The 17,562-nt window shown below is 72.3% G+C and carries 14 protein-coding genes; 2 read left to right on the top strand and 12 right to left on the bottom strand.

The features are described 5' to 3' along the window. The first annotated feature begins 116 nt into the window (after window positions 1-116). Complete coding sequence (locus ABZ192_RS26560) at window positions 117-1,340, top strand: LAETG motif-containing sortase-dependent surface protein (protein ID WP_356926966.1); 1,224 nt, start codon at window positions 117-119, stop codon at window positions 1,338-1,340. Between the two features lie 11 nt (window positions 1,341-1,351). On the opposite strand, the gene ABZ192_RS26555 is transcribed toward ABZ192_RS26560, so the two are convergent. From ABZ192_RS26555 to ABZ192_RS26505, 11 genes are all read right to left on the bottom strand, one after another. Next, window positions 1,352-2,518: an SUKH-4 family immunity protein gene (locus tag ABZ192_RS26555; protein ID WP_356926965.1), complete on the bottom strand. Its 1,167-nt coding sequence runs from the start codon at window positions 2,516-2,518 to the stop codon at window positions 1,352-1,354. Between the two features lie 170 nt (window positions 2,519-2,688). Beyond that, window positions 2,689-3,222, bottom strand: a complete 534-nt coding sequence (locus ABZ192_RS26550) for an AAA family ATPase (protein WP_356926984.1) — start codon at window positions 3,220-3,222, stop codon at window positions 2,689-2,691. 5 nt (window positions 3,223-3,227) lie between these two features. Then, entirely contained in the window at window positions 3,228-5,546 is a 2,319-nt protein-coding gene (locus tag ABZ192_RS26545) for a molybdopterin cofactor-binding domain-containing protein (RefSeq protein ID WP_356926964.1), read from the bottom strand. Continuing rightward, entirely contained in the window at window positions 5,543-8,434 is a 2,892-nt protein-coding gene (locus tag ABZ192_RS26540) for a 2Fe-2S iron-sulfur cluster-binding protein (protein WP_356926963.1), read from the bottom strand. Before ABZ192_RS26540 ends, ABZ192_RS26545 begins: the two co-directional genes overlap by 4 nt. After that, window positions 8,431-9,324, bottom strand: coding sequence for an FAD binding domain-containing protein (locus tag ABZ192_RS26535; RefSeq protein WP_086561620.1), 894 nt, complete (start codon window positions 9,322-9,324; stop codon window positions 8,431-8,433). Before ABZ192_RS26535 ends, ABZ192_RS26540 begins: the two co-directional genes overlap by 4 nt. A gap of 259 nt (window positions 9,325-9,583) precedes the next feature. Continuing rightward, complete coding sequence (locus tag ABZ192_RS26530; RefSeq protein ID WP_356926983.1) at window positions 9,584-11,203, bottom strand: beta-N-acetylhexosaminidase; 1,620 nt, start codon at window positions 11,201-11,203, stop codon at window positions 9,584-9,586. A 25-nt stretch (window positions 11,204-11,228) separates the two neighbouring features. Further along, on the bottom strand, window positions 11,229-12,074 hold the full coding sequence (locus ABZ192_RS26525; RefSeq protein WP_356926962.1) for a carbohydrate ABC transporter permease: 846 nt from the start codon (window positions 12,072-12,074) through the stop codon (window positions 11,229-11,231). Further along, on the bottom strand, window positions 12,071-12,946 hold the full coding sequence (locus ABZ192_RS26520; RefSeq protein ID WP_356926982.1) for a sugar ABC transporter permease: 876 nt from the start codon (window positions 12,944-12,946) through the stop codon (window positions 12,071-12,073). Before ABZ192_RS26520 ends, ABZ192_RS26525 begins: the two co-directional genes overlap by 4 nt. A gap of 158 nt (window positions 12,947-13,104) precedes the next feature. Further along, window positions 13,105-14,403, bottom strand: coding sequence for an extracellular solute-binding protein (locus ABZ192_RS26515; RefSeq protein WP_356926961.1), 1,299 nt, complete (start codon window positions 14,401-14,403; stop codon window positions 13,105-13,107). Window positions 14,404-14,614: 211 nt separating this feature from the next. Further along, entirely contained in the window at window positions 14,615-14,896 is a 282-nt protein-coding gene (locus ABZ192_RS26510) for a DUF3039 domain-containing protein (RefSeq protein ID WP_010039914.1), read from the bottom strand. A 29-nt stretch (window positions 14,897-14,925) separates the two neighbouring features. Next, window positions 14,926-15,498 carry a YqgE/AlgH family protein gene (locus ABZ192_RS26505; protein WP_356926960.1) on the bottom strand — a complete coding sequence of 191 codons (573 nt, stop codon included), beginning with the start codon at window positions 15,496-15,498 and terminating at the stop codon, window positions 14,926-14,928. A 253-nt stretch (window positions 15,499-15,751) separates the two neighbouring features. Between ABZ192_RS26505 and murA the strand changes: the two genes are divergently transcribed. Beyond that, window positions 15,752-17,092 (top strand): UDP-N-acetylglucosamine 1-carboxyvinyltransferase, encoded by a 1,341-nt coding sequence (gene murA, locus ABZ192_RS26500; protein ID WP_356926959.1) that lies wholly within the window; start codon window positions 15,752-15,754, stop codon window positions 17,090-17,092. 104 nt (window positions 17,093-17,196) lie between these two features. Here murA and ABZ192_RS26495 read toward each other — a convergent pair whose 3' ends face one another. After that, entirely contained in the window at window positions 17,197-17,478 is a 282-nt protein-coding gene (locus ABZ192_RS26495; RefSeq protein WP_003990598.1) for an HU family DNA-binding protein, read from the bottom strand. Between the last annotated feature and the right edge of the window lie 84 nt (window positions 17,479-17,562).

Below are 17,562 nucleotides of genomic sequence, written 5' to 3'. Positions count from 1 at the left end.
CGGGGCGTGGCTTCGTGAAGTCGCGCACAACCCTCAGTGCCTCTTAGGTGTCCAGGACATGACCGGTAGCCCACGTTCCGGTCGTCCCGCCCCCTGTTTCGACGAGGAGAACCATCGTGCACCTCCGCCCCTCGGCAGCCGTCCTGGCCGCTGCCGTGATCGCCGTCGCCGGTCCCGCTGTCGCCGCACCCCAGGCGCAGGCCGAGGAGGGCGTGCCCGAGCTGGTCGTCTCGGCCCTGCCGTCCGCGACGCCCAAGCCCGGTGAGGTGTACGACAAGTCCGTCACCCTCACCAACAAGGGCACGGCCGCCGTGGACGGAGTCACCTTCCGGGTCCGCCTCACGCGCGGGCTGGACTTCCCGGAGCAGGTACAGGGCTGCACCTACTCGACCGTCAAGGACCAGGTGCGGCAGGCCCTGTGCGAGCTCGACACGGTCATCGAGCCCGGCGCCTCCGTCACCACGCCCGTCCGGTTCAAGGCATTGGACAACGCCCTGATGGAGGCCGTCGAGTACGGCACGAGCGCGACCGGTGAGGCCCCGGGCGAGGGGTACGACGACAGCTACCGGCGGCTCACCCTGACGGCGGACAACACCGCCGACCTCGTCGCGGTCGGCGAGGACACCGAGGCGCTGCCCGGCGAAGAGCAGTCGGTCACGGCGACCCTGCGCAACGACGGCCCCGGCTGGGTGCAGAACCAGGAGAGCGACGACCTCCCGGGCCTGCTGGTGCAGATCCCGCCGGGCACCGTCGCCGTCGGCGTGCCCAAGGACTGCGCGCCGTTCGGGATCGACGGGCCGAGCGGACCGCAGGGGACCACGGGCAAGCCCAAGTACGTCTGCTGGCCGAAGGACGGGACCCTCGACGTGGGCCAGTCCCTGGCGTACACCTTCACGCTGAAGATCGAGGAGTCGGCGCAGGACCCCGAGGGCGAGGTCAAGGCGTCGTCCGTCTACGACATCGCGCCCGCGTACGACAAGAACCGCGCCAACAACACCGCCCTGATCCGCATCGATCTGCCGAGCGACAACGAGCCCGGGCCGAGCCCCTCGGACGGCGCCGACGGTGGCTCCGGCAACGGCGGGAACGGCAACGACCCGGAGGGCCAGGCCGCCGGCGGCACGGGTGCCACGGCCTCCCCCTCGGCGTCGGCCTCGACCGGCAGCACGACGGGTGGTTCCGGCGGCACCACGACCGGCGGCACCACCGGCGGCAACCTCGCCTCCACCGGCTCCGACGGCACCCCGCTCCTCGCCGGTGCGGCGGCCGCCGCCACGGTGATCGGTGGCGGCCTGGTCTTCGTCGTACGCCGCCGCCGCGGCACCGTCGGGTCCGCCTGACGGCAGCGCCGTCAGAGCACCCCGCCCGCCTCGTCCCGGAACGCGTCCGTCCAGTAGTGGCGGCCCGAGCTGCCCGCCGTGACGCCCGTCGGGTCGACCGCCGAGAGGACCTGAAGCATCGTCATGGCCAGCTGGTCGTACGTGTCGGTCGTCAGTTCGTGATCCGACTGGGCGTCGATCGCGCGCTCGCGGTGCAGGAGCCAGAGGGTGAAGGCCAGGGTCGAGACGTCCGTGTTCAGCGGGGACAGCGTCGCCTCGGGCTCGCTCCAGTTCAGGACCGCGCCCGTCGCACCGTCGACGACCAGGCTGTTGTCCTCGACCAGATGGCCGAGCCGTATCAGGCCGTGGGCTCCGGAGGGGAGCTCCGCCGGGCCGTCCGCGTCGGCGTGGTACTCGGCGAGCGTCGCCAGGGGGACGTCCGTGTCCAGGGAGAAGACGTGGGCCTCCTCCGGGAGGCCCACCTCGCGCAGGAAGCGGCGGGTCGGCTCGTGCCTGAGCGTCGCGGGGAAGTCGACGTCCTCGAAGCGGGCCACCTTGCGGGGGCCGAACTCCTGGTCCAGGAGGCGGTGCGGGAGGTCCAGGGACAGGCCGGACGCGCCGCCCCGGCCCGCGACCAGGGACAGCGGGCGGATGAGCGCCGCCATCTTCCAGAACGGGGCCGGCTCGCCGTCCACCCCGTCCCGGAACACCGCCAGCAGGTGCTGGGACGCCTCCGCCACCGCCTTGGGTCCGAAGCGGCCCGCGTAGGAGGCGAACTGGCCGCGCAGGCCCGCCAGTTCGTCGGTCGCCTCGGCGAAGCGCACCAGCGTCCGCAGCGAGGGCGCCAGGGGGCGGCGATCCATCAGGTCGGGGCGGTCGTGCAGGACGTACGTCGTCGAGATCTCGCCCGTCGCGCCGTCCAGCAGGACCGACTCCGTCTCCAGGCCTCCGGGGCCGAGCAGCCCGCCTATCACGAGCTGCTCGCGCAGCTGTGCCGACAACCGGTCCGACGGATCGCCCGTCGAGTCCGCCACCGTGCGCAGACCCTCCCGGTCCAGCTCGGCGAAGCTCAGCACGCCGCTGTCACAGGGCAGTCCGGGCCCGGTCAGCCAGTGCCGCGTCGACGCGTGCGTCACCCACGGATCCAGCTCGGACTCGGTCAGGGTGATCACCGCGGAACCGGCGTCGGTCGTACTCATGGGCTCCCCCGCATGTGCTTGCTCACCGTCCCCTGGCGGAGCACGGCAGACCGCCCGGCCAGGCCCGGCAGCCGTCCCCCACTGCCCAGAACAGTACGCCCCACCACTGACAACGCCCCGGAACAGCGACGCGCGCCCCGGCGACCACACACGTCCACCTCACAGGACGCTCAGAGCACCCTCGCGCGTTCCCTTTCCGCCAGAATCGCCGCCACGGTCTGCCCCACCGTCAGCTCCGAGGTGTCCAGCCACAGTCCGATGCGCGGCGTCCGTGTGCGCAGCACCTCGTCCAGCATGCCCACGGTCCAGGCGGCGCCGTACCCCGTCTTCGGCCGCTCCGCCTCCCGCGCGGCCACCGCCTCGGGCCGCGGTGCGAGGACGACCACGTACAGCGGCCGGGTGCGCACCAGACCGGTGTACGTCCTCAGGTCCTCGTCCAGCACCACGTCCTGCACGACCGCCGTGAACCCGGCCTCGGCGTACGCGTCCGCCGTCGCCGCCGACAGGCGGTGGCGGAGCAGGAGTTGGGCCCGGGCCTCGTCCCCGGCGCCGGGGACGTACTCCTCGCGCCCCGAGACGATCATGCGCCGGAACAGGTCACCCCTGACGTGCGCCGCCCGCGGCAGCGTCTCCGCCAGCGCCTGGGCGACGGTCGACTTGCCGGCCGCCATCACCCCGGTGACCAGGACGACGCCGGCCGGCACGGACGTCACGCCCGTTCCGTCACCACCGCCGCCTGCGGGCGGATCGGCAGACGGTTCACGGGGCGCCCCGTGGCGGCCCGTACGGCGGACGCGATGGCCGCCGGGGACGTCACCACCGGCACCGCGCTGACCGCCTTCGCCCCGAAGGGGGCGACCACGTCCCGCTCCTCGACCAGCCGGACGATGCGGATGTCGGGCGCGTCGAGCGCCGTCGGGAGGGCGTAACCGGTCAGGTCCGGGTGGCGGATCAGGCCGCGCGGGGTGCGCAGGTTCTCGGTCAGCGCGATGCCCAGGCCCTGGGTCACGCCCGCCTCGATCCGGGCGGCCAGCTGGCTGGGGTTCAGGACCCGCCCCACGTCCTGGGCGACGGCCAGTTCCACGACCCGTACGGAACCGATCTCGATGTCGACGTCCACCACCGCGCGGATCGCGCAGAAGGACATGCCGACGAACGCGTCGCCCTGGCCGGCCTCGTTCAGCGGCTCGGTCGGGTGCGGGCGGCACTGGGCGGTGGCCCACAGCTCCTTGCCGTCCAGCGCCTCGGTGACGGTCGTCGACAGGACGCCGTCGTACGACGTGATCTTGCCGTCGGTGATCTGGAGCAGCTCCGTGGACATGCCGAACTTGTGGGCGAGCGGCTGCAGGAGCTGCGTGCGGACCATCTTGGCCGCGCGCTCCACCGCGCCGCCCGACACCCAGGTGTGCCGGCCGCGGCAGCCCGCGCCCGCCGGGGGCTGGTCGGTGTCGACCGGCGCCACGTGCACCTCGTCTATGCCGAGCGTCTCCTGCACGATCTGCCGGGCCAGGGTCGTGAAGCCCTGGCCGGTCTCGACGGCCGCGCACAGCACCGTGGCCACACCGTCGTGGACCTTCACGGTCGCCGTGGAGACCTCGTCCGCGCCCTCCGCGCCGAGCATGTGCACCATGCCCACGCCGTAGCCCACGCCCCGGCGCACCGCGCTCGGCTCGCCCGCGCCCTCGGGGCCGCCGGGCAGCAGCCACTCCTCCTCGGGCGTGTCCTTGGGCAGCGGCGGGAGCGGGAAGTCCCGCACGGCCTGGAGCAGTTCGGCGACCGGGGCCGGGCAGGTCACGGTCTGGCCGGTCGGCAGCACGTCGCCCGTCGCCATGGCGTTGCGCAGCCGCACCTCGGCCGGGTCGATGCCGAGCCTCTTGGCGATCTTGTCCATCTGCGCCTCGTAGGCGGCGCAGACCTGCATGGCGCCCTCGCCGCGCACATGGCCGGACGGGGGGTTGTTGGTGCGGACGGCCCAGCCCTCGATGAAGGCGTTCGGGACGACGTACGGGCCGCAGGCGAACGCGACGGCGGCGGCCAGGGCGTCGGCGGAGGTGTCGGCGTAGGCGCCCGCGTCGAGCAGGATCTGCGCCTCCACCTTCACGAGTCTGCCCTCGGCGTCGGCGTGGTGGCGGTAGCGCAGCAGGGTGGGGTGCCGGTGGGTGTGCCCGAGGAAGGACTCCTCGCGCGTGGCCGCGAGTTTCACCGGGCAGCCGGTGCGCAGCGCCAGCAGGCCGAGGGGGAGCTGGAAGCCCTGGTCCTCGCGGTCGGCCGTGGCGCCGGGGACGCCGGTGACGACGACCTTGACCCGGTCGGGTTCGAGGCCGAAGGCGGCTGCGGCCCTGTCGCGGTCGGCGTGCGGGTCGGTGGAGGCGAGGTACAGCTCCACACCGCCGTCCGGGCGCGGTACGGCCAGGCCCGCCTCGGCGCCGATGGGCGCGGGGTCCTGGCGGCCGATGCGGTACAGGCCCTCGACGACGATCTCGCCGGCCGCCTCCGGGTCGCCGTGGCGCAGCGGGATGTGCCGGATCAGGTTCCCGTCGGGGTGCAACGGCTCGGCCTCGAAGGCCTGTTCCGGGTCGGTCACCGGGTCGAGCACCTCGTACTCGACGATGACGGCGGCGGCGGCCATGCGCGCGGTGTCCGGGTGGTCGGCCGCCACGGCGGCGATGGGCTCGCCGTGGTGGCGTACGACCTCGGAGGCGAAGACCGGGCGGTCGGCCTTGCCCCGGCCGAGCAACGCGAGCCCGGGGACGTCCTCATGGGTGACGACGGCGCGTACGCCGGGCATCTCGCGCGCGTGGGAGGTGTCGATGGACACGATGCGCGCGTGCGGGTGCGGTGAGCGCAGCACGGCCGCCCACAGCAGGCCCTCGGCCCACAGGTCGGCGGCGTACGGGAAGGTTCCCTCCGTCTTGGCGCGGGCGTCGGCGGGCGGGAGGGAAGCGCCCAGGCCGTGGGGCAGCGGTTCGGGGGCGGGGGCGGCCTCCGCGGCCTGTGCGGCCTGCGCGGTGGCTGCTTCGTTGCTCACGCGGGGCCTCCGTCCTGGCCGTAGGGCTGGTCATGGGGGTCTGGAGTGTGCGGATCCGGGGCGTGCGGGTTAGGGGCGTGCTGTTCAGGGGCCGAGCCGAAGGCCGACACGTGGACGCCGCCGGCGCCCGGGCCCGCCTGGTGCGGGATACGGGCCTCGTCCGGGTCGCCGTCGGCGGGCGCGCTGTGTGCCTGGCGTTCGGCGACGACCTCCTTCACGGCGTCCACCACGCCCCGGTAGCCGGAGCAGCGGCACAGGTTGCCGCACAGCGCCTGGCGGGTCTCCAGCTCGCTGGGCGCCGGGTTGCCCTCCAGGAGGTCGTGCACGGTCATCGCCATGCCGGGTACGCAGAAGCCGCACTGCACGGCGCCGCAGCGCGCGAGCGCCCGCTGCACGTCCGACGGCCGGCCGTCCTCGGCGAGGCCCTCGACGGTACGGACCTCGCTGCCCGCGGCGGTCACGGCCGGGACCAGGCAGGACGCGACGAGCCGCCCGTCGACCTGGACGTTGCACGCGCCGCACTCGCCCTGCGAGCAGCCGTCCTTGGCCCCTGCGAGTCCGAGCCGCTCACGCAGCACGTACAGCAGGGACTCGCCGATCCAGGCGTCGGTGACGGGGCGGTCGGTGCCGTTGACGCGCAGGACGAAGGAGGCGAGGGGGTGTTCCTCCTGCGGGGCGGTGGAGGGCGCGTCCTGGGACGCCTCGCCCTCGGTCTCGCCCGAGTCGTGCGCGTCGCCGGACGGGTCCTGCGGTGCCGGGTCGTCCGGGGTCTCGCCGTCGGCGGACTCCGGCCCGGTGTCCGGGTCCGCCTCGGCCGGGAGGGGCCCGGCGGACGGCTCGGCGGGGGCGTCAGCGCCCTCTGCGGCCCCTGGGGCGGCCTCGGCGGTCTCGGCGTCCTCACCGTGGCCGGGAGCGTCCTGTGAGGCTTCCTGGGCGGTCTGCGGACGCGCGGCGGCTTCCGTGTGCGGCTCGTCGTGCGCGGGCTCGCTGCGGGTCTCCCCGGGAGCCTCGGGGTACGGCTGGGGGGACGCGGACCGTTCGGGGCCGTTCGCGTCTGAACCGGGGTGGTGCTGGGTCGGCTCACCGTCAGGGCCCGAGTGCTGCGGCGCGTGCCCGGGTGGGCCGGAGGTGGGCGAGCCCGGCTGTTCCGGGCCGTGGCCGGCGGGGCCGGAGGGCTCGGGTCCGTGGTGGTCGGTGAAGGCGTGCGCCTGCGGGCGGTGTTCGGTGAAGTCGGGCGACTCGGAGCCGTGGTCCGGGTAGGCGGGCCGGGCCGACTCGTGGCCGGCCGCTCCGTGCGACTCGGAGCCGTGCGGATCCGGGCCGTGGCCGGGCACGCCGCGTGACTCCGCGTCGTGATCGGCGTAGGCCGACTGCTCCGGGCGGTGGCCGGCGAACGCGGACGGATCCGAGCCGCGGTCCGCGAAGGCGGAATGATCCGACCCCTGGCCGGGGACACCGTGCGGCTCGGCGCCCTGGCCGGGTACCCCATGCGGCTCCGGGCCATGGCCGGGCACGCCGTGCGACTCCGGGCCGTGCTCCGTGAAGCCGTGCGGGTCCGAGCCGTGGTCGGGCGCGCCGTGCGACTCCGCGCCGTGATCGGCGTAGGCCGGCTGCTCCGGGCGGTGGCCGGGGAAGGCGGACGGATCCGAGCCGTGGCCGGCGAACTCCGGCTGCTCCGGCGCGTGTCCTCCGCCGTCGGGGGCCTGGGGTGCGTGACCGGCGCCGGACATGTCCGGCCCATGGCCGCCCGGCCCGGACGACTCCGGTCCGTGGCCGCTCAACCCGGTCGGTGCCTGCGCGTGACCGCCGAGCTCCGACGGCTCCTGCCCATGATCAGCGAACCCGGACGCTTCCTGCGCGTGACCGCCGAACTCCGACGCCTCGTGCCCGTGACCGGCGAACCCCGACGCCTCCGGCCCGTGACCGGCGAATCCGGACGCCTCAGGCCTCTGCCCGGCATCCTCCGGCCGCTGCGGCACGTGACCGGTGCCGTCGGTCGCTCCCGGGGCGTGGCCGGAAGTCGGGTCCGCCTCGTGCGGCATGGGCCCGGCGGGCTGCTGGTCCGGGGCGTGGGGGTTGCGCGCGCCCGGGTCCGGCGCGTACTCGGAGGCCGGTCCGGCAGCCGCCGGCTGCCCGTGTCCGTGCTCGTGCGGATAGCCGGGCCCGTTCTGCTCCTGCCCCGCCGCGTCCTGCGGGACCTGCTGGCCCCACGGCCGACCCGCCGCCTGGGTCGCCCACGGGGCGGGCGCACCGCCCGGCAGCGTCGGCGGTGGGGTGCCGCCCCACTGTTCGACCAGCGACGACGTGGTGAACTCGCCCGACTCGTCCGGAAGGTCGCCCCCGGCGACGGGGATGGACCACTGTCCGGTCACATCATGGCCGGGCGCGGTCTCCGCCGCCGCGGCGTCCTCGAAGTTCCACTGCCCGGTGGCTCCCGGGTTGTACGTGAAGCGGTCGTTCGTGCCGTGCCGCCCCGCCTGCGCGTCGGAGCCGTAGGGCGCGCCGGATCCGTACGGCGCCTGCGAGCCGTACGACTGCTCCCCCGTGTCGGGTCCGGGCTGCTGGTGGCCACCCTGCTCGTGGCCCTGCTGGTGGGCTGCGTGCGGGTCGTGCCACTGGGCGCCGTCGACGGGCGCGCCGGGCACCGGCCACCCGCCGGGGGCCGCCGGGTCGGTCCCGGCGGTCGTGGCGAGGTCGGCCGTTATCTGCGGTGGTACGTAGCCGTGGCCGGGCGCGGCGAGGGGACTGTCGGCGGCCAGCAGGGCGTCGACGCCCCCCTCGGGGAGTTCGACGAAGGCGGTGGCGCCGTCGTCGTACTCGCCCTGGGGCAGCGGGTCCCAGCGGCTCCCGCCCCGGGGCGTGCCCTCTCCGTGCTGGTCGTCGGTCACGACAGCGCCCTCCCCAGTGCTCGTCGGGCCAGCGCGGCAACGGTGCGCCGCAGGTGCAGTACGGCGGGCGGGAGCTGCGGTACGGAGCCGTCCTCGGCCGGGGCCGCGTCGGGGATGCAGGCCGCGGCGACGTACTCCCCGAAGGCGCTCAGCGCCTCGGGCACGAGCGCGCGGTTGTTGTCCCAGTCGATGAGCCGGCCGACCCACTGCTCGGCCTCCAGGGGCCGCAGCGGCATCGGCGCTATGGCGCCCACCGCGCAGCGCACACCCCGGCGCGCGGGGTCCAGGACCAGGGCCACGGACGCCACCGCGCGCCCCGGGCCGGTCCGGCCGGTGGCCTTCAGGAAGACCTGCGGGGCGTGCAGCAGAGGCACGCGCACGTAGCCGATGAGTTCACCGGCGCGCAGCATGTCCATCCCGGCCAGCAGGTGCGACACCGGGATCTCCCGGCGGGCCCCGCCCGGGCCCGCGATGATCAGGGTCGCCTCCAGGGCGGCCAGCACCGGCAGCGCGTCCCCGGTGGGGGCGGCCGAGGCGATGTTGCCGCCCAGGGTGCCCGCGTTGCGGATGTGCGGCGGGCCCGCGGCGCGCGCGGCGGCGGCGAGCGCCGGGATCAGGGCCGCGAAGTCGGGGCGGCCCATACGCGCGTGCGTGAGGCCCGCGCCGAGCAGCGCGTGTCCGTCCAGGTACTGCCAGCCGCGGATCTCGCTGATCTTGCCGAGTCCCACCAAGGCGGCGGGCCTGAGCTGTCCGGAGTTGACGGCGGCCATCAGGTCGGTGCCGCCCGCGACGGGCACGGCGGCGGGCACGGCGGTGAGTGCCGCGACGGCCTCGTCCAGCGTCGTGGGCAGCGTGACGGCCTGCGCCGCCTGCGGTGCGTGCGTGGTCAAACCGGCTGCCCCTTCCCGCTGCCCCACCTGGTCCCACCTGTGCTGCCGTACGGTACGTGCTGACAGGGCGGACGTGGCAACTCTGGCACATCTTGGCGAGAGCCGAAGACACGGGTCCGCTAGGAGGCATTCGCCCACCTCACCGGCGAGATGGTCCGTTTTCGCACCGGTTCACCAGTGCGTGGCGATTGGCACTTTCGGTGACCCTTGTGCGCTTTTTCCGTGGCCTGTTCGAGCTGTTCGGTAGCGGCGGCCGGTCCTACCGGTGGGGCGGCGGGCCGTCGATCGGGCGGCCCAGCACCCCCGGGCGCCGCTGCCAGGGCAGCGGGCCGGCGGGTGGCCGGTAGGCGACACCGAGGGCGTCGAGCCGCCGGTAGTGGGCGGCCATACGGCGCTCGAAGCCGGCGAAGTCCCGTTCCGACGGGGCGGGCAGGGCGCTCCACGCGACCTCGGCGAAGGCCGCGAGCCGGGGGAACGCCTGGTAGTCCACGCGCGCGGGGTCCTCCATCACCTCGGTCCACAGGTTGGCCTGGGTGCCGAGCACGTGCCGGGCCTCCTCGGGCGTCAACTCCGGCGGCACGGGCTCGAACCGGTAGACGTCCTCCAGGGTGCGCACCCACCCGATCGGTACCGGCTCGTCGGGGCCCGGATCCTGACGGTGGTCCAGATACACCTGCTGCTCGGGGCACATGACGACGTCGTGGCCGGCCCGGGCGGCGGCGATGCCCCCCGCACAGCCGCGCCAGGAGGACACGGCCGCGCCCTTCGCCAGCCCGCCTTCCAGGATCTCGTCCCAGCCGATCAGCCGGCGCCCGCGCGCGGCCAGCCACGCGTCGAAGTGCCCGATGAACCAGGACTGGAGCTCGTCCTCGTCGGCGAGGCCGAGTTCCCTGATGCGCGCCTGGGCGGTCGCGGACCGGCGCCACTGTTCCTTGGGGCATTCGTCGCCGCCGACGTGGACGAACTCCGACGGGAACAGCTCCAGTACTTCCTCGAAGACGCCCTCGTAGAAGCGCAGGGTGTTGTCGGTGGGGGCGAGTACGTTCGGGTTGATTCCCCAGGTGTCCCAGACGGAGAGGGCGGTGGTGTCGATGACGTCGGTGTTGCCGAGTTCCGGGTACGCGGCGATGGCGGCCTGCGAGTGGCCGGGGACGTCGATTTCGGGGACGACGGTGATATGCCGCTCGGCGGCGTAGGCGACGATCTCCCGGATGTCGTCCTGGGTGTAGTAGCCGCCGTGCGGCTTCTCCTCCCACAGGGGTGAGGCCCGGTGGCCGGTTTTCGTCCGCGCCCGCCAGGAGCCGATCTCGGTCAGCCGCGGATGCCGTTCGATCTGGATGCGCCAGCCCTGGTCGTCCGTCAGATGGAAGTGGAAGACGTTGAGTTTGTGCGCCGCCATGAGATCGAGATAGCGCAGGACACCTTCTTTGGGCGTGAAGTGCCGGGCCACGTCGAGCATCAGGCCGCGCCAGCGGAACCGGGGCGCGTCGTGGATGGTGACGGCGGGCACCTCCCACTCCCGCCCGCGGGTCACCGGCGCGCGGCGGAAGGCCTCGGGGCCGAGCAGTTGACGGAAGGTCTGGGCGCCCCAGAACAGGCCCGCCGGGCTCGCTCCTTCGATGAGGACGCGGTCGGTGCCGACCGTGAGGCGGTACGCCTCGGGACTGTCGAGGGCGGGGTCGAGGGCGGGCAGGATCCGCAGCCGGACGCGGCGGTCGTCGCCGCTGTTCGGGCCCAGCGGCAGGCCGGTCGCGGCACCTACGGTCGCGCGCAGCCACCGCGCGACCGGCTCGGTGCCGGGGTCCGCCTCGATCCCGGTGCGCGGGTCGAGCAGGAAGCCCTGTCCGTCCCCGGCCTCGACGCGCAGGGGCGCCGGGATCACGTCCGTGTTCGCAGGAGTCACGTCAGTCCTTCACCGCTCCGCCCAGTCCGGAGACCAGGCGGCGCTGTACGAGTACGAAGAAGACCAGCACCGGGATCGTCATCACCGTCGATGCCGCCATCACCCCGCCCCAGTCCGGATCGTCGGGCTTGTAGAAGACCAGCAGCGCCATGGGCAGCGTCGACTGCGACGTGTCACTGATGATGAACGACTTGGCGAAGAGGAAGTCGTTCCAGGCGGAGATGAAGGAAAACACGCTGGTGGCCACGAGCCCCGGCAGGACCAGCGGGAAAAGGATCTGCCACAGGAATCGCGCCCGGCTCGCCCCGTCGATGTACGCGGCCTCCTCCAGCGCCTCCGGGACGGCTTTCACGAACCCCCGCAGCATCCAGATCGCGAAGGGCAGCGAGAAGGCGATGTGGGGCAGGATCAGCGAGCCCAGCGTGTTCAGCTGGCCGAAGTCCCGCATGAGGAAGAAGAGGGGGATCGTCAGGGCCTCCACGGGCACCATCTGGGCCACCAGAAACATGATCAGCAAGGTGGTCCGGAGGCGGAACCGGAATCGTGTCACGGCGGTCGCGGCGAGAAACGCGATCAGCGCGGAGGCGATCACGACACAGCCCGCGACGACAAGGCTGTTGAGGAAGTAACGGCCGAATTCCTGCTGCCCGAAGACCCGCCGGAAGGAGTCGAGAGAAGGCGCGAGAGTCCACGGTCTGGGCTCGCTCGACTCGATCTCCCCGGCCGGTTTGAAGGCGCTGAGCACCATCCAGTAGAGGGGGAAGGCGACGACGACCGCGACCAGCAGGGCCGAGGCCTCGGCGGCCAGCCGCCCCGGGCGGCGCACACGGACGCGCGGCGGATTCACAGTTCCTCCCCCTGACGGCGCAGCAACCGCAGGTACACCAGCGTGACGGCGAGCAGGATCAGCAGCATCACGACGCCGATCGCCGAGCCCAGGCTGTACTGCGAGGACGCGAACGCCTGCTGGTAGGCGTAGACGTTGAGGACCAGGTTCTGGCCGGCGATTCCGCCGCCGCCCGTCATGACGTAGATCTGGGTGAAGACCTTGAAGTCCCAGATGACCGACTGGATGGTGACGACGACCAGGATGGGCCGGAGCATCGGGGCGAGCACGGAACGCCAGATGCGCCACTGCGAGGCGCCGTCGAGGGAAGCGGCCTCCAGGACCTCGGCGGGCACGGCGCGAATCCCCGCGTAGACGGTCACCATGACGAACGGGAAGGAGCACCACACCACTTCGAGCAGGACGAGGAAGAAGGCGCTGAGACGCCCGTACGTCCAGGAGTGGTCGCCGAGGCCCAGTACGCGGTTGACCGGGCCGAAGTCCGGGTCGAAGAGGAACAGCCACACCGTGGAGCCGGTCACGGCCGGGGTCGCCCACGCACCGAGGGCGGCCAGCATCAGCGCGAGCCGCGGTACGGCCCGGACGCGGGTGAGCAGCACGGCGAGGGCGCATCCGACCGCGAGCGTGCAGACGACACAGGCGGCCGCGAAGAGCACCGTGGCGAACAGCACCTGCCAGAACTGCGGATCCCCGAACAGCTCGGTGTAGTTCGCGAACCCCCGGAACACCGTCGGTTCCCCACCGCTGACCTGGGCCTGCGTGTACTCGAAGAACGAGATCAGCCCGAGCTGATAAATGGGGTAGAGGAGCAGCCCGCCGAGCACGACGAGCGCGGGCGCGAGATAGAGCCAGGGCGTCCAGCCGCCGGACACGAGCGGGGACTTGCCGGCCCCGCCCCGACGCGCCCCGCGCGGCCCCCAGGCCGAAGCCCGCCCCGGCGCCCCACTCACACCCTTCCCGCCCGAGACGACCTCGCCCGAACCGGCCTCGGGAGGCGATTCCCTGCTGTCGTACACCCGGCTCACCCGGCTCACCCGGTGGAGCCGAACGCGGTGTTCATCTTCTTCGCGGCGGCCTCGGACGCCGCGGCCACGCTCTTCTTGCCGCTGACGATCTCCTGGAACATCGTGGGCAGGACGAGCGAGGAGTCGATCTCGGCCCAGGCGGGTGAGGCGGGGACGAACTTCGTGCCCGCGGAGAGAGTCTGCACGAAGGGCTTCACGAACGGCTCCTTCTCCGCGACCTGCCGGCGCACGTCCGTGAAGGTCGGCAGGAAGCCCATCGCGTCGAAGAGTTCGGTCTGGGTCTTCTTCGAGGCGAGCTGCTGCATCAGCTGGACCGCGAGCGTGCGGTGGGACGTGCTCTTCAGGACGCCGATGTTGTTGCCGCCCGCGAAGGCCGGTGCGATCGAGCCGGATGTCACCCCCGGCAGCGGGACGACCGCGTACTTGCCCTTGACCTTCCCGGCCTCGACCGCGGTGTGGCTGAAGTCGCCGCCGATCGCCATCCCGGCCTTGCCCGCGGCGAACGCGGAGATCGTGTCGTTGCCGCCCATGCCCGCGCACTTGGCCGCCGGGCAGTTGTCGTCCCCGAAGAGGGACGTGTACGCCTTGATGCCCTTCTGCGCCTGAGGGCTGTCGATGCCGGAGGCGTACGAACCGCCCTTGCCGTTCGCGAGTTCACCGCCGCTGGCCCAGACGAAGGGCATCGCGCCGTAGGTGTAGGCGCCGCCGACCACGAGCCCGTACAGCTCGGGCTTCGCGGCACGTATCTTCCGGGCCGTGGAGGCCAGTTCGCCCATCGTCTTCGGGACGGACAGGCCGAGTTCCTCGAACACGTCCGTGCGGTAGTACAGCGCGCGGACGCCGACGTAGAACGGGGCGCCGTAGACCTTGCCGTCGACCGTCACCGACTGCTTGGCCGTCGGGTCGGTGTCCTTCGCCTCGCTCCAGTCACCGAACTCCTTCGTGACGTCGAGGAGTCCGCCGTCCTTCACATAGCCGGCCGTGTCGGTGTTGCCGTACTCCATCACGTCGGGAGCGGAGGCGGGGTCGTTGAAGGCGGCCTTGACGCGCTGGGCGCGGGTGTCGATCGGGATGTACTCGACGTCGACCTCGGTGCCCTTGTGGGCCTTCTCGAAGGCGGCGACGACGGAGTCCACGGCCTTCTCCTTGGGGGTGTTGCCGACCTCCTGGAAGAGCCACACGCGCAGCGTGCCGGTCTTCTCGTCCTTGTCGGAGGAGGGGTTCGTGGCGGTCTGGGGCGCGCAGGCGGTGGCCAGGAGGGCGGCGAGCGCGGTGAGCGCGGCGCATCGGACGGACAGCTTCATGGAGTGCTCCTCCGAAGGAGTGTTGCAACATGCGCAATGAAGGTTTCGCTGTGCACAACACCTCGGAGGCTAGGGACTGCATGAACACGCCCACAAGAGGTCTCAACCACTCTGTGACCAGCAGACGCATCCTGCGCAACGCCCGGACAGCACAAAAGCCTCCAGGGCGCGCAAAACGCACCCTGGAGGCTTTACGCCACGCGGGCCGGACCTACTTGTCGCCCTTGCCCTTGTCGTCGTCCCCGGAGCCCATGGACTCGTAGATCTCCTTGCACATGGGACACACCGGGTACTTCTTCGGGTCGCGGCCCGGCACCCAGACCTTGCCGCACAGCGCCACGACGGGGGTGCCGTCGAGGGCGCTCGCCATGATCTTGTCCTTCTGGACGTAGTGGGCGAAGCGCTCGTGGTCACCGTCACCGTGAGAGGTCTGCGGCGTCGGCTCTACGAGGGTCCCCGTACCAGTCCCGCGCTCGGGCTCGAGAGTGCTCATAGGCCCAAGGGTACTGAAGGTCACAGACATCAGTTGAGCGAAGGGTCGTCCGGGTACGTCGCCACCATCGCCAGCTCGTTGCGCTGGCGGCGCAGCACCTCGCGCCAGAGTCTCTCCGGGGACGGCGAGGAGACGTCACCGGGCTCCGACTCGACGACGTACCACGCGCCGTCCACCAGCTCGTCCTCCAGCTGGCCGGGGCCCCAGCCGGCGTATCCGGCGAAGATCCGCAGGGAGCCGAGGGCGGAGGCCAGCAGCTCCGGCGGGGCCTCGAGATCGACCAGACCGATCGCGCCGTGCACCCGGCGCCAGCCCAGCGGCGCGGTCTCCCCGGACGCGCCGCCCGGGACGACGGCGACCCCGAGGGCCGAGTCCAGCGACACCGGGCCGCCCTGGAACACGACGCCGGGCTCGCCGGCGAGATCGCCCCACCCCTCCAGGATGTCGTCCACGTCCACCGGGGTGGGACGGTTGAGGACGACACCGAGGGAGCCCTCCTCGTCGTGGTCGAGGAGGAGCACCACCGCGTGGTCGAAGTTCGGGTCCGCCAGGGCGGGCGTGGCCACGAGCAACCGCCCTGTGAGCGAGGACACCTCGGTCATGCCAGACATGATCCCGCATCTTCCCTCCCCGTGGGGAGCCAATGCGGGGACGCGAGTGAACGCAGCTCAGGGGCGCACCGATGCGTCCCGCGCGCACGGACGTGACCGTGACCCCACGTGCCCGGCACGGAACCGTTCGTGTTGTGACAGAGCTATGACGTGGCTGGGTCTGACTCAGGCTTACGGAAGGGGGGTGGAGGGCGATTACCCTTTCCCTCCTGGCCCCTGCCCGACTCCACGGAACGCGAGATTCATGACCGTCAACGACGATGTCCTGCTTGTCCACGGCGGAACCCCGCTGGAGGGCGAGATCCGTGTCCGCGGTGCGAAGAACCTCGTACCGAAGGCAATGGTGGCAGCGCTGCTGGGCAGCGCCCCGAGCCGCCTCCGCAATGTTCCGGACATCCGCGACGTACGGGTCGTACGGGGTCTGTTGCAGCTGCACGGTGTGACGGTCCGTCCGGGGGACGCACCCGGCGAACTGGTGATGGATCCGACGCGCGTGGAGAGCGCGAACGTCGCTGACATCGATGCCCACGCGGGTTCGAGCCGTATCCCGATCCTGTTCTGCGGCCCCCTTCTGCACCGCCTCGGCCACGCCTTCATCCCGGGCCTCGGCGGCTGCGACATAGGCGGCCGGCCCATCGACTTCCACTTCGACGTGCTGCGGCAGTTCGGCGCGCGGATCGAGAAGCGGGCTGACGGGCAGTACCTGGAGGCTCCGCAGCGGCTGCGGGGTACGAAGATCCGGCTGCCGTACCCGTCCGTCGGCGCGACCGAGCAGGTGCTGCTGACGGCGGTGCTCGCCGAGGGTGTCACGGAGCTCTCGAACGCGGCTGTCGAGCCGGAGATCGAGGACCTGATCTGCGTCCTTCAGAAGATGGGCGCCATCATCGCGATGGACACCGACCGGACCATCCGCGTCACCGGTGTCGACAAACTCGGCGGCTACACCCACCACGCCCTCTCCGACCGCCTGGAGGCCGCCTCCTGGGCGTCCGCCGCGCTGGCGACCGAGGGCAACATCTACGTCCGCGGCGCCCAGCAGCGCTCGATGATGACGTTCCTGAACACCTACCGGAAGGTGGGCGGGGCCTTCGAGATCGACGACGAGGGCATCCGCTTCTGGCACCCCGGCGGCCAGCTGAAGTCGATCGCGCTGGAGACGGACGTCCACCCGGGCTTCCAGACCGACTGGCAGCAGCCGCTGGTCGTGGCCCTGACCCAGGCCACGGGCCTGTCCATCATCCACGAGACGGTCTACGAGTCCCGCCTCGGCTTCACCTCCGCCCTGAACCAGATGGGCGCGCACATCCAGCTCTACCGCGAGTGCCTGGGCGGCTCGAACTGCCGCTTCGGCCAGCGCAACTTCCTGCACTCGGCCGTCGTCTCCGGCCCCACCAAGCTCCAGGGCGCCGATCTGGTCATCCCCGACCTCCGCGGCGGCTTCTCGTACCTCATCGCGGCGCTGGCGGCCCAGGGCACGTCCCGCGTCCACGGCATCGGCCTCATCAACCGTGGCTACGAGAACTTCATGGAGAAGCTCGTGGAGCTCGGCGCCAAGGTCGAGCTGCCGGGCAAGGCGCTCGGGTAGCTACGCAGGCAGTGATGCCAAAGGGGCGGCCACCCGGTTCGGGTGGCCGCCCCTTTGATGTCACTCACTGTGGTTCGTACACCGTCGGCGTACGAACGGCAGGGTTACTTGCCCTTAGCGGCTTCCTTGAGCTTGGAGCCCGCGGAGACCTTCACGCTGTAGCCGGCCGGAATCTGGATGGGCTCGCCGGTCTGCGGGTTGCGGGCGGTGCGAGCGGCACGGTGGGTGCGCTCGAAGGTCAGGAAGCCGGGGATGGTGACCTTCTCGTCCCCCTTGGAGACGATGTCGCCGACCACGTCGGCGAACGCGGCCAGAACGGCGTCGGCGTCCTTGCGGGTCACCTCGGCGCGGTCGGCCAGCGCGGCCACCAGCTCACTGCGGTTCATGTTGTTACTCCCGTGTTCATCTTGCCGTTGAGGCGTCAGATCGAAGCCGATGCTGCCAGGGTCCTCCGTGAGTCCCCGGACCCG

This window comes from Streptomyces sp. NPDC006235 (genome assembly GCF_040613735.1).
Lineage (GTDB): Bacteria > Actinomycetota > Actinomycetes > Streptomycetales > Streptomycetaceae > Streptomyces.
Note: the sequence above shows the minus strand (reverse complement) of the source record. Positions and strands in the feature narration are given on the sequence as shown.

Coding starts and splice junctions, on each gene's coding strand:
- ABZ192_RS26555 (WP_356926965.1), bottom strand. CDS start 2,518: ATGAGTACGACCGACGCCGGTTCCGCGGTGATCACCCTGACCGAGTCC.
- ABZ192_RS26515 (WP_356926961.1), bottom strand. CDS start 14,403: ATGAAGCTGTCCGTCCGATGCGCCGCGCTCACCGCGCTCGCCGCCCTC.
- ABZ192_RS26510 (WP_010039914.1), bottom strand. CDS start 14,896: ATGAGCACTCTCGAGCCCGAGCGCGGGACTGGTACGGGGACCCTCGTA.
- ABZ192_RS26505 (WP_356926960.1), bottom strand. CDS start 15,498: ATGACCGAGGTGTCCTCGCTCACAGGGCGGTTGCTCGTGGCCACGCCC.
- murA (WP_356926959.1), top strand. CDS start 15,752: ATGACCGTCAACGACGATGTCCTGCTTGTCCACGGCGGAACCCCGCTG.
- ABZ192_RS26495 (WP_003990598.1), bottom strand. CDS start 17,478: ATGAACCGCAGTGAGCTGGTGGCCGCGCTGGCCGACCGCGCCGAGGTG.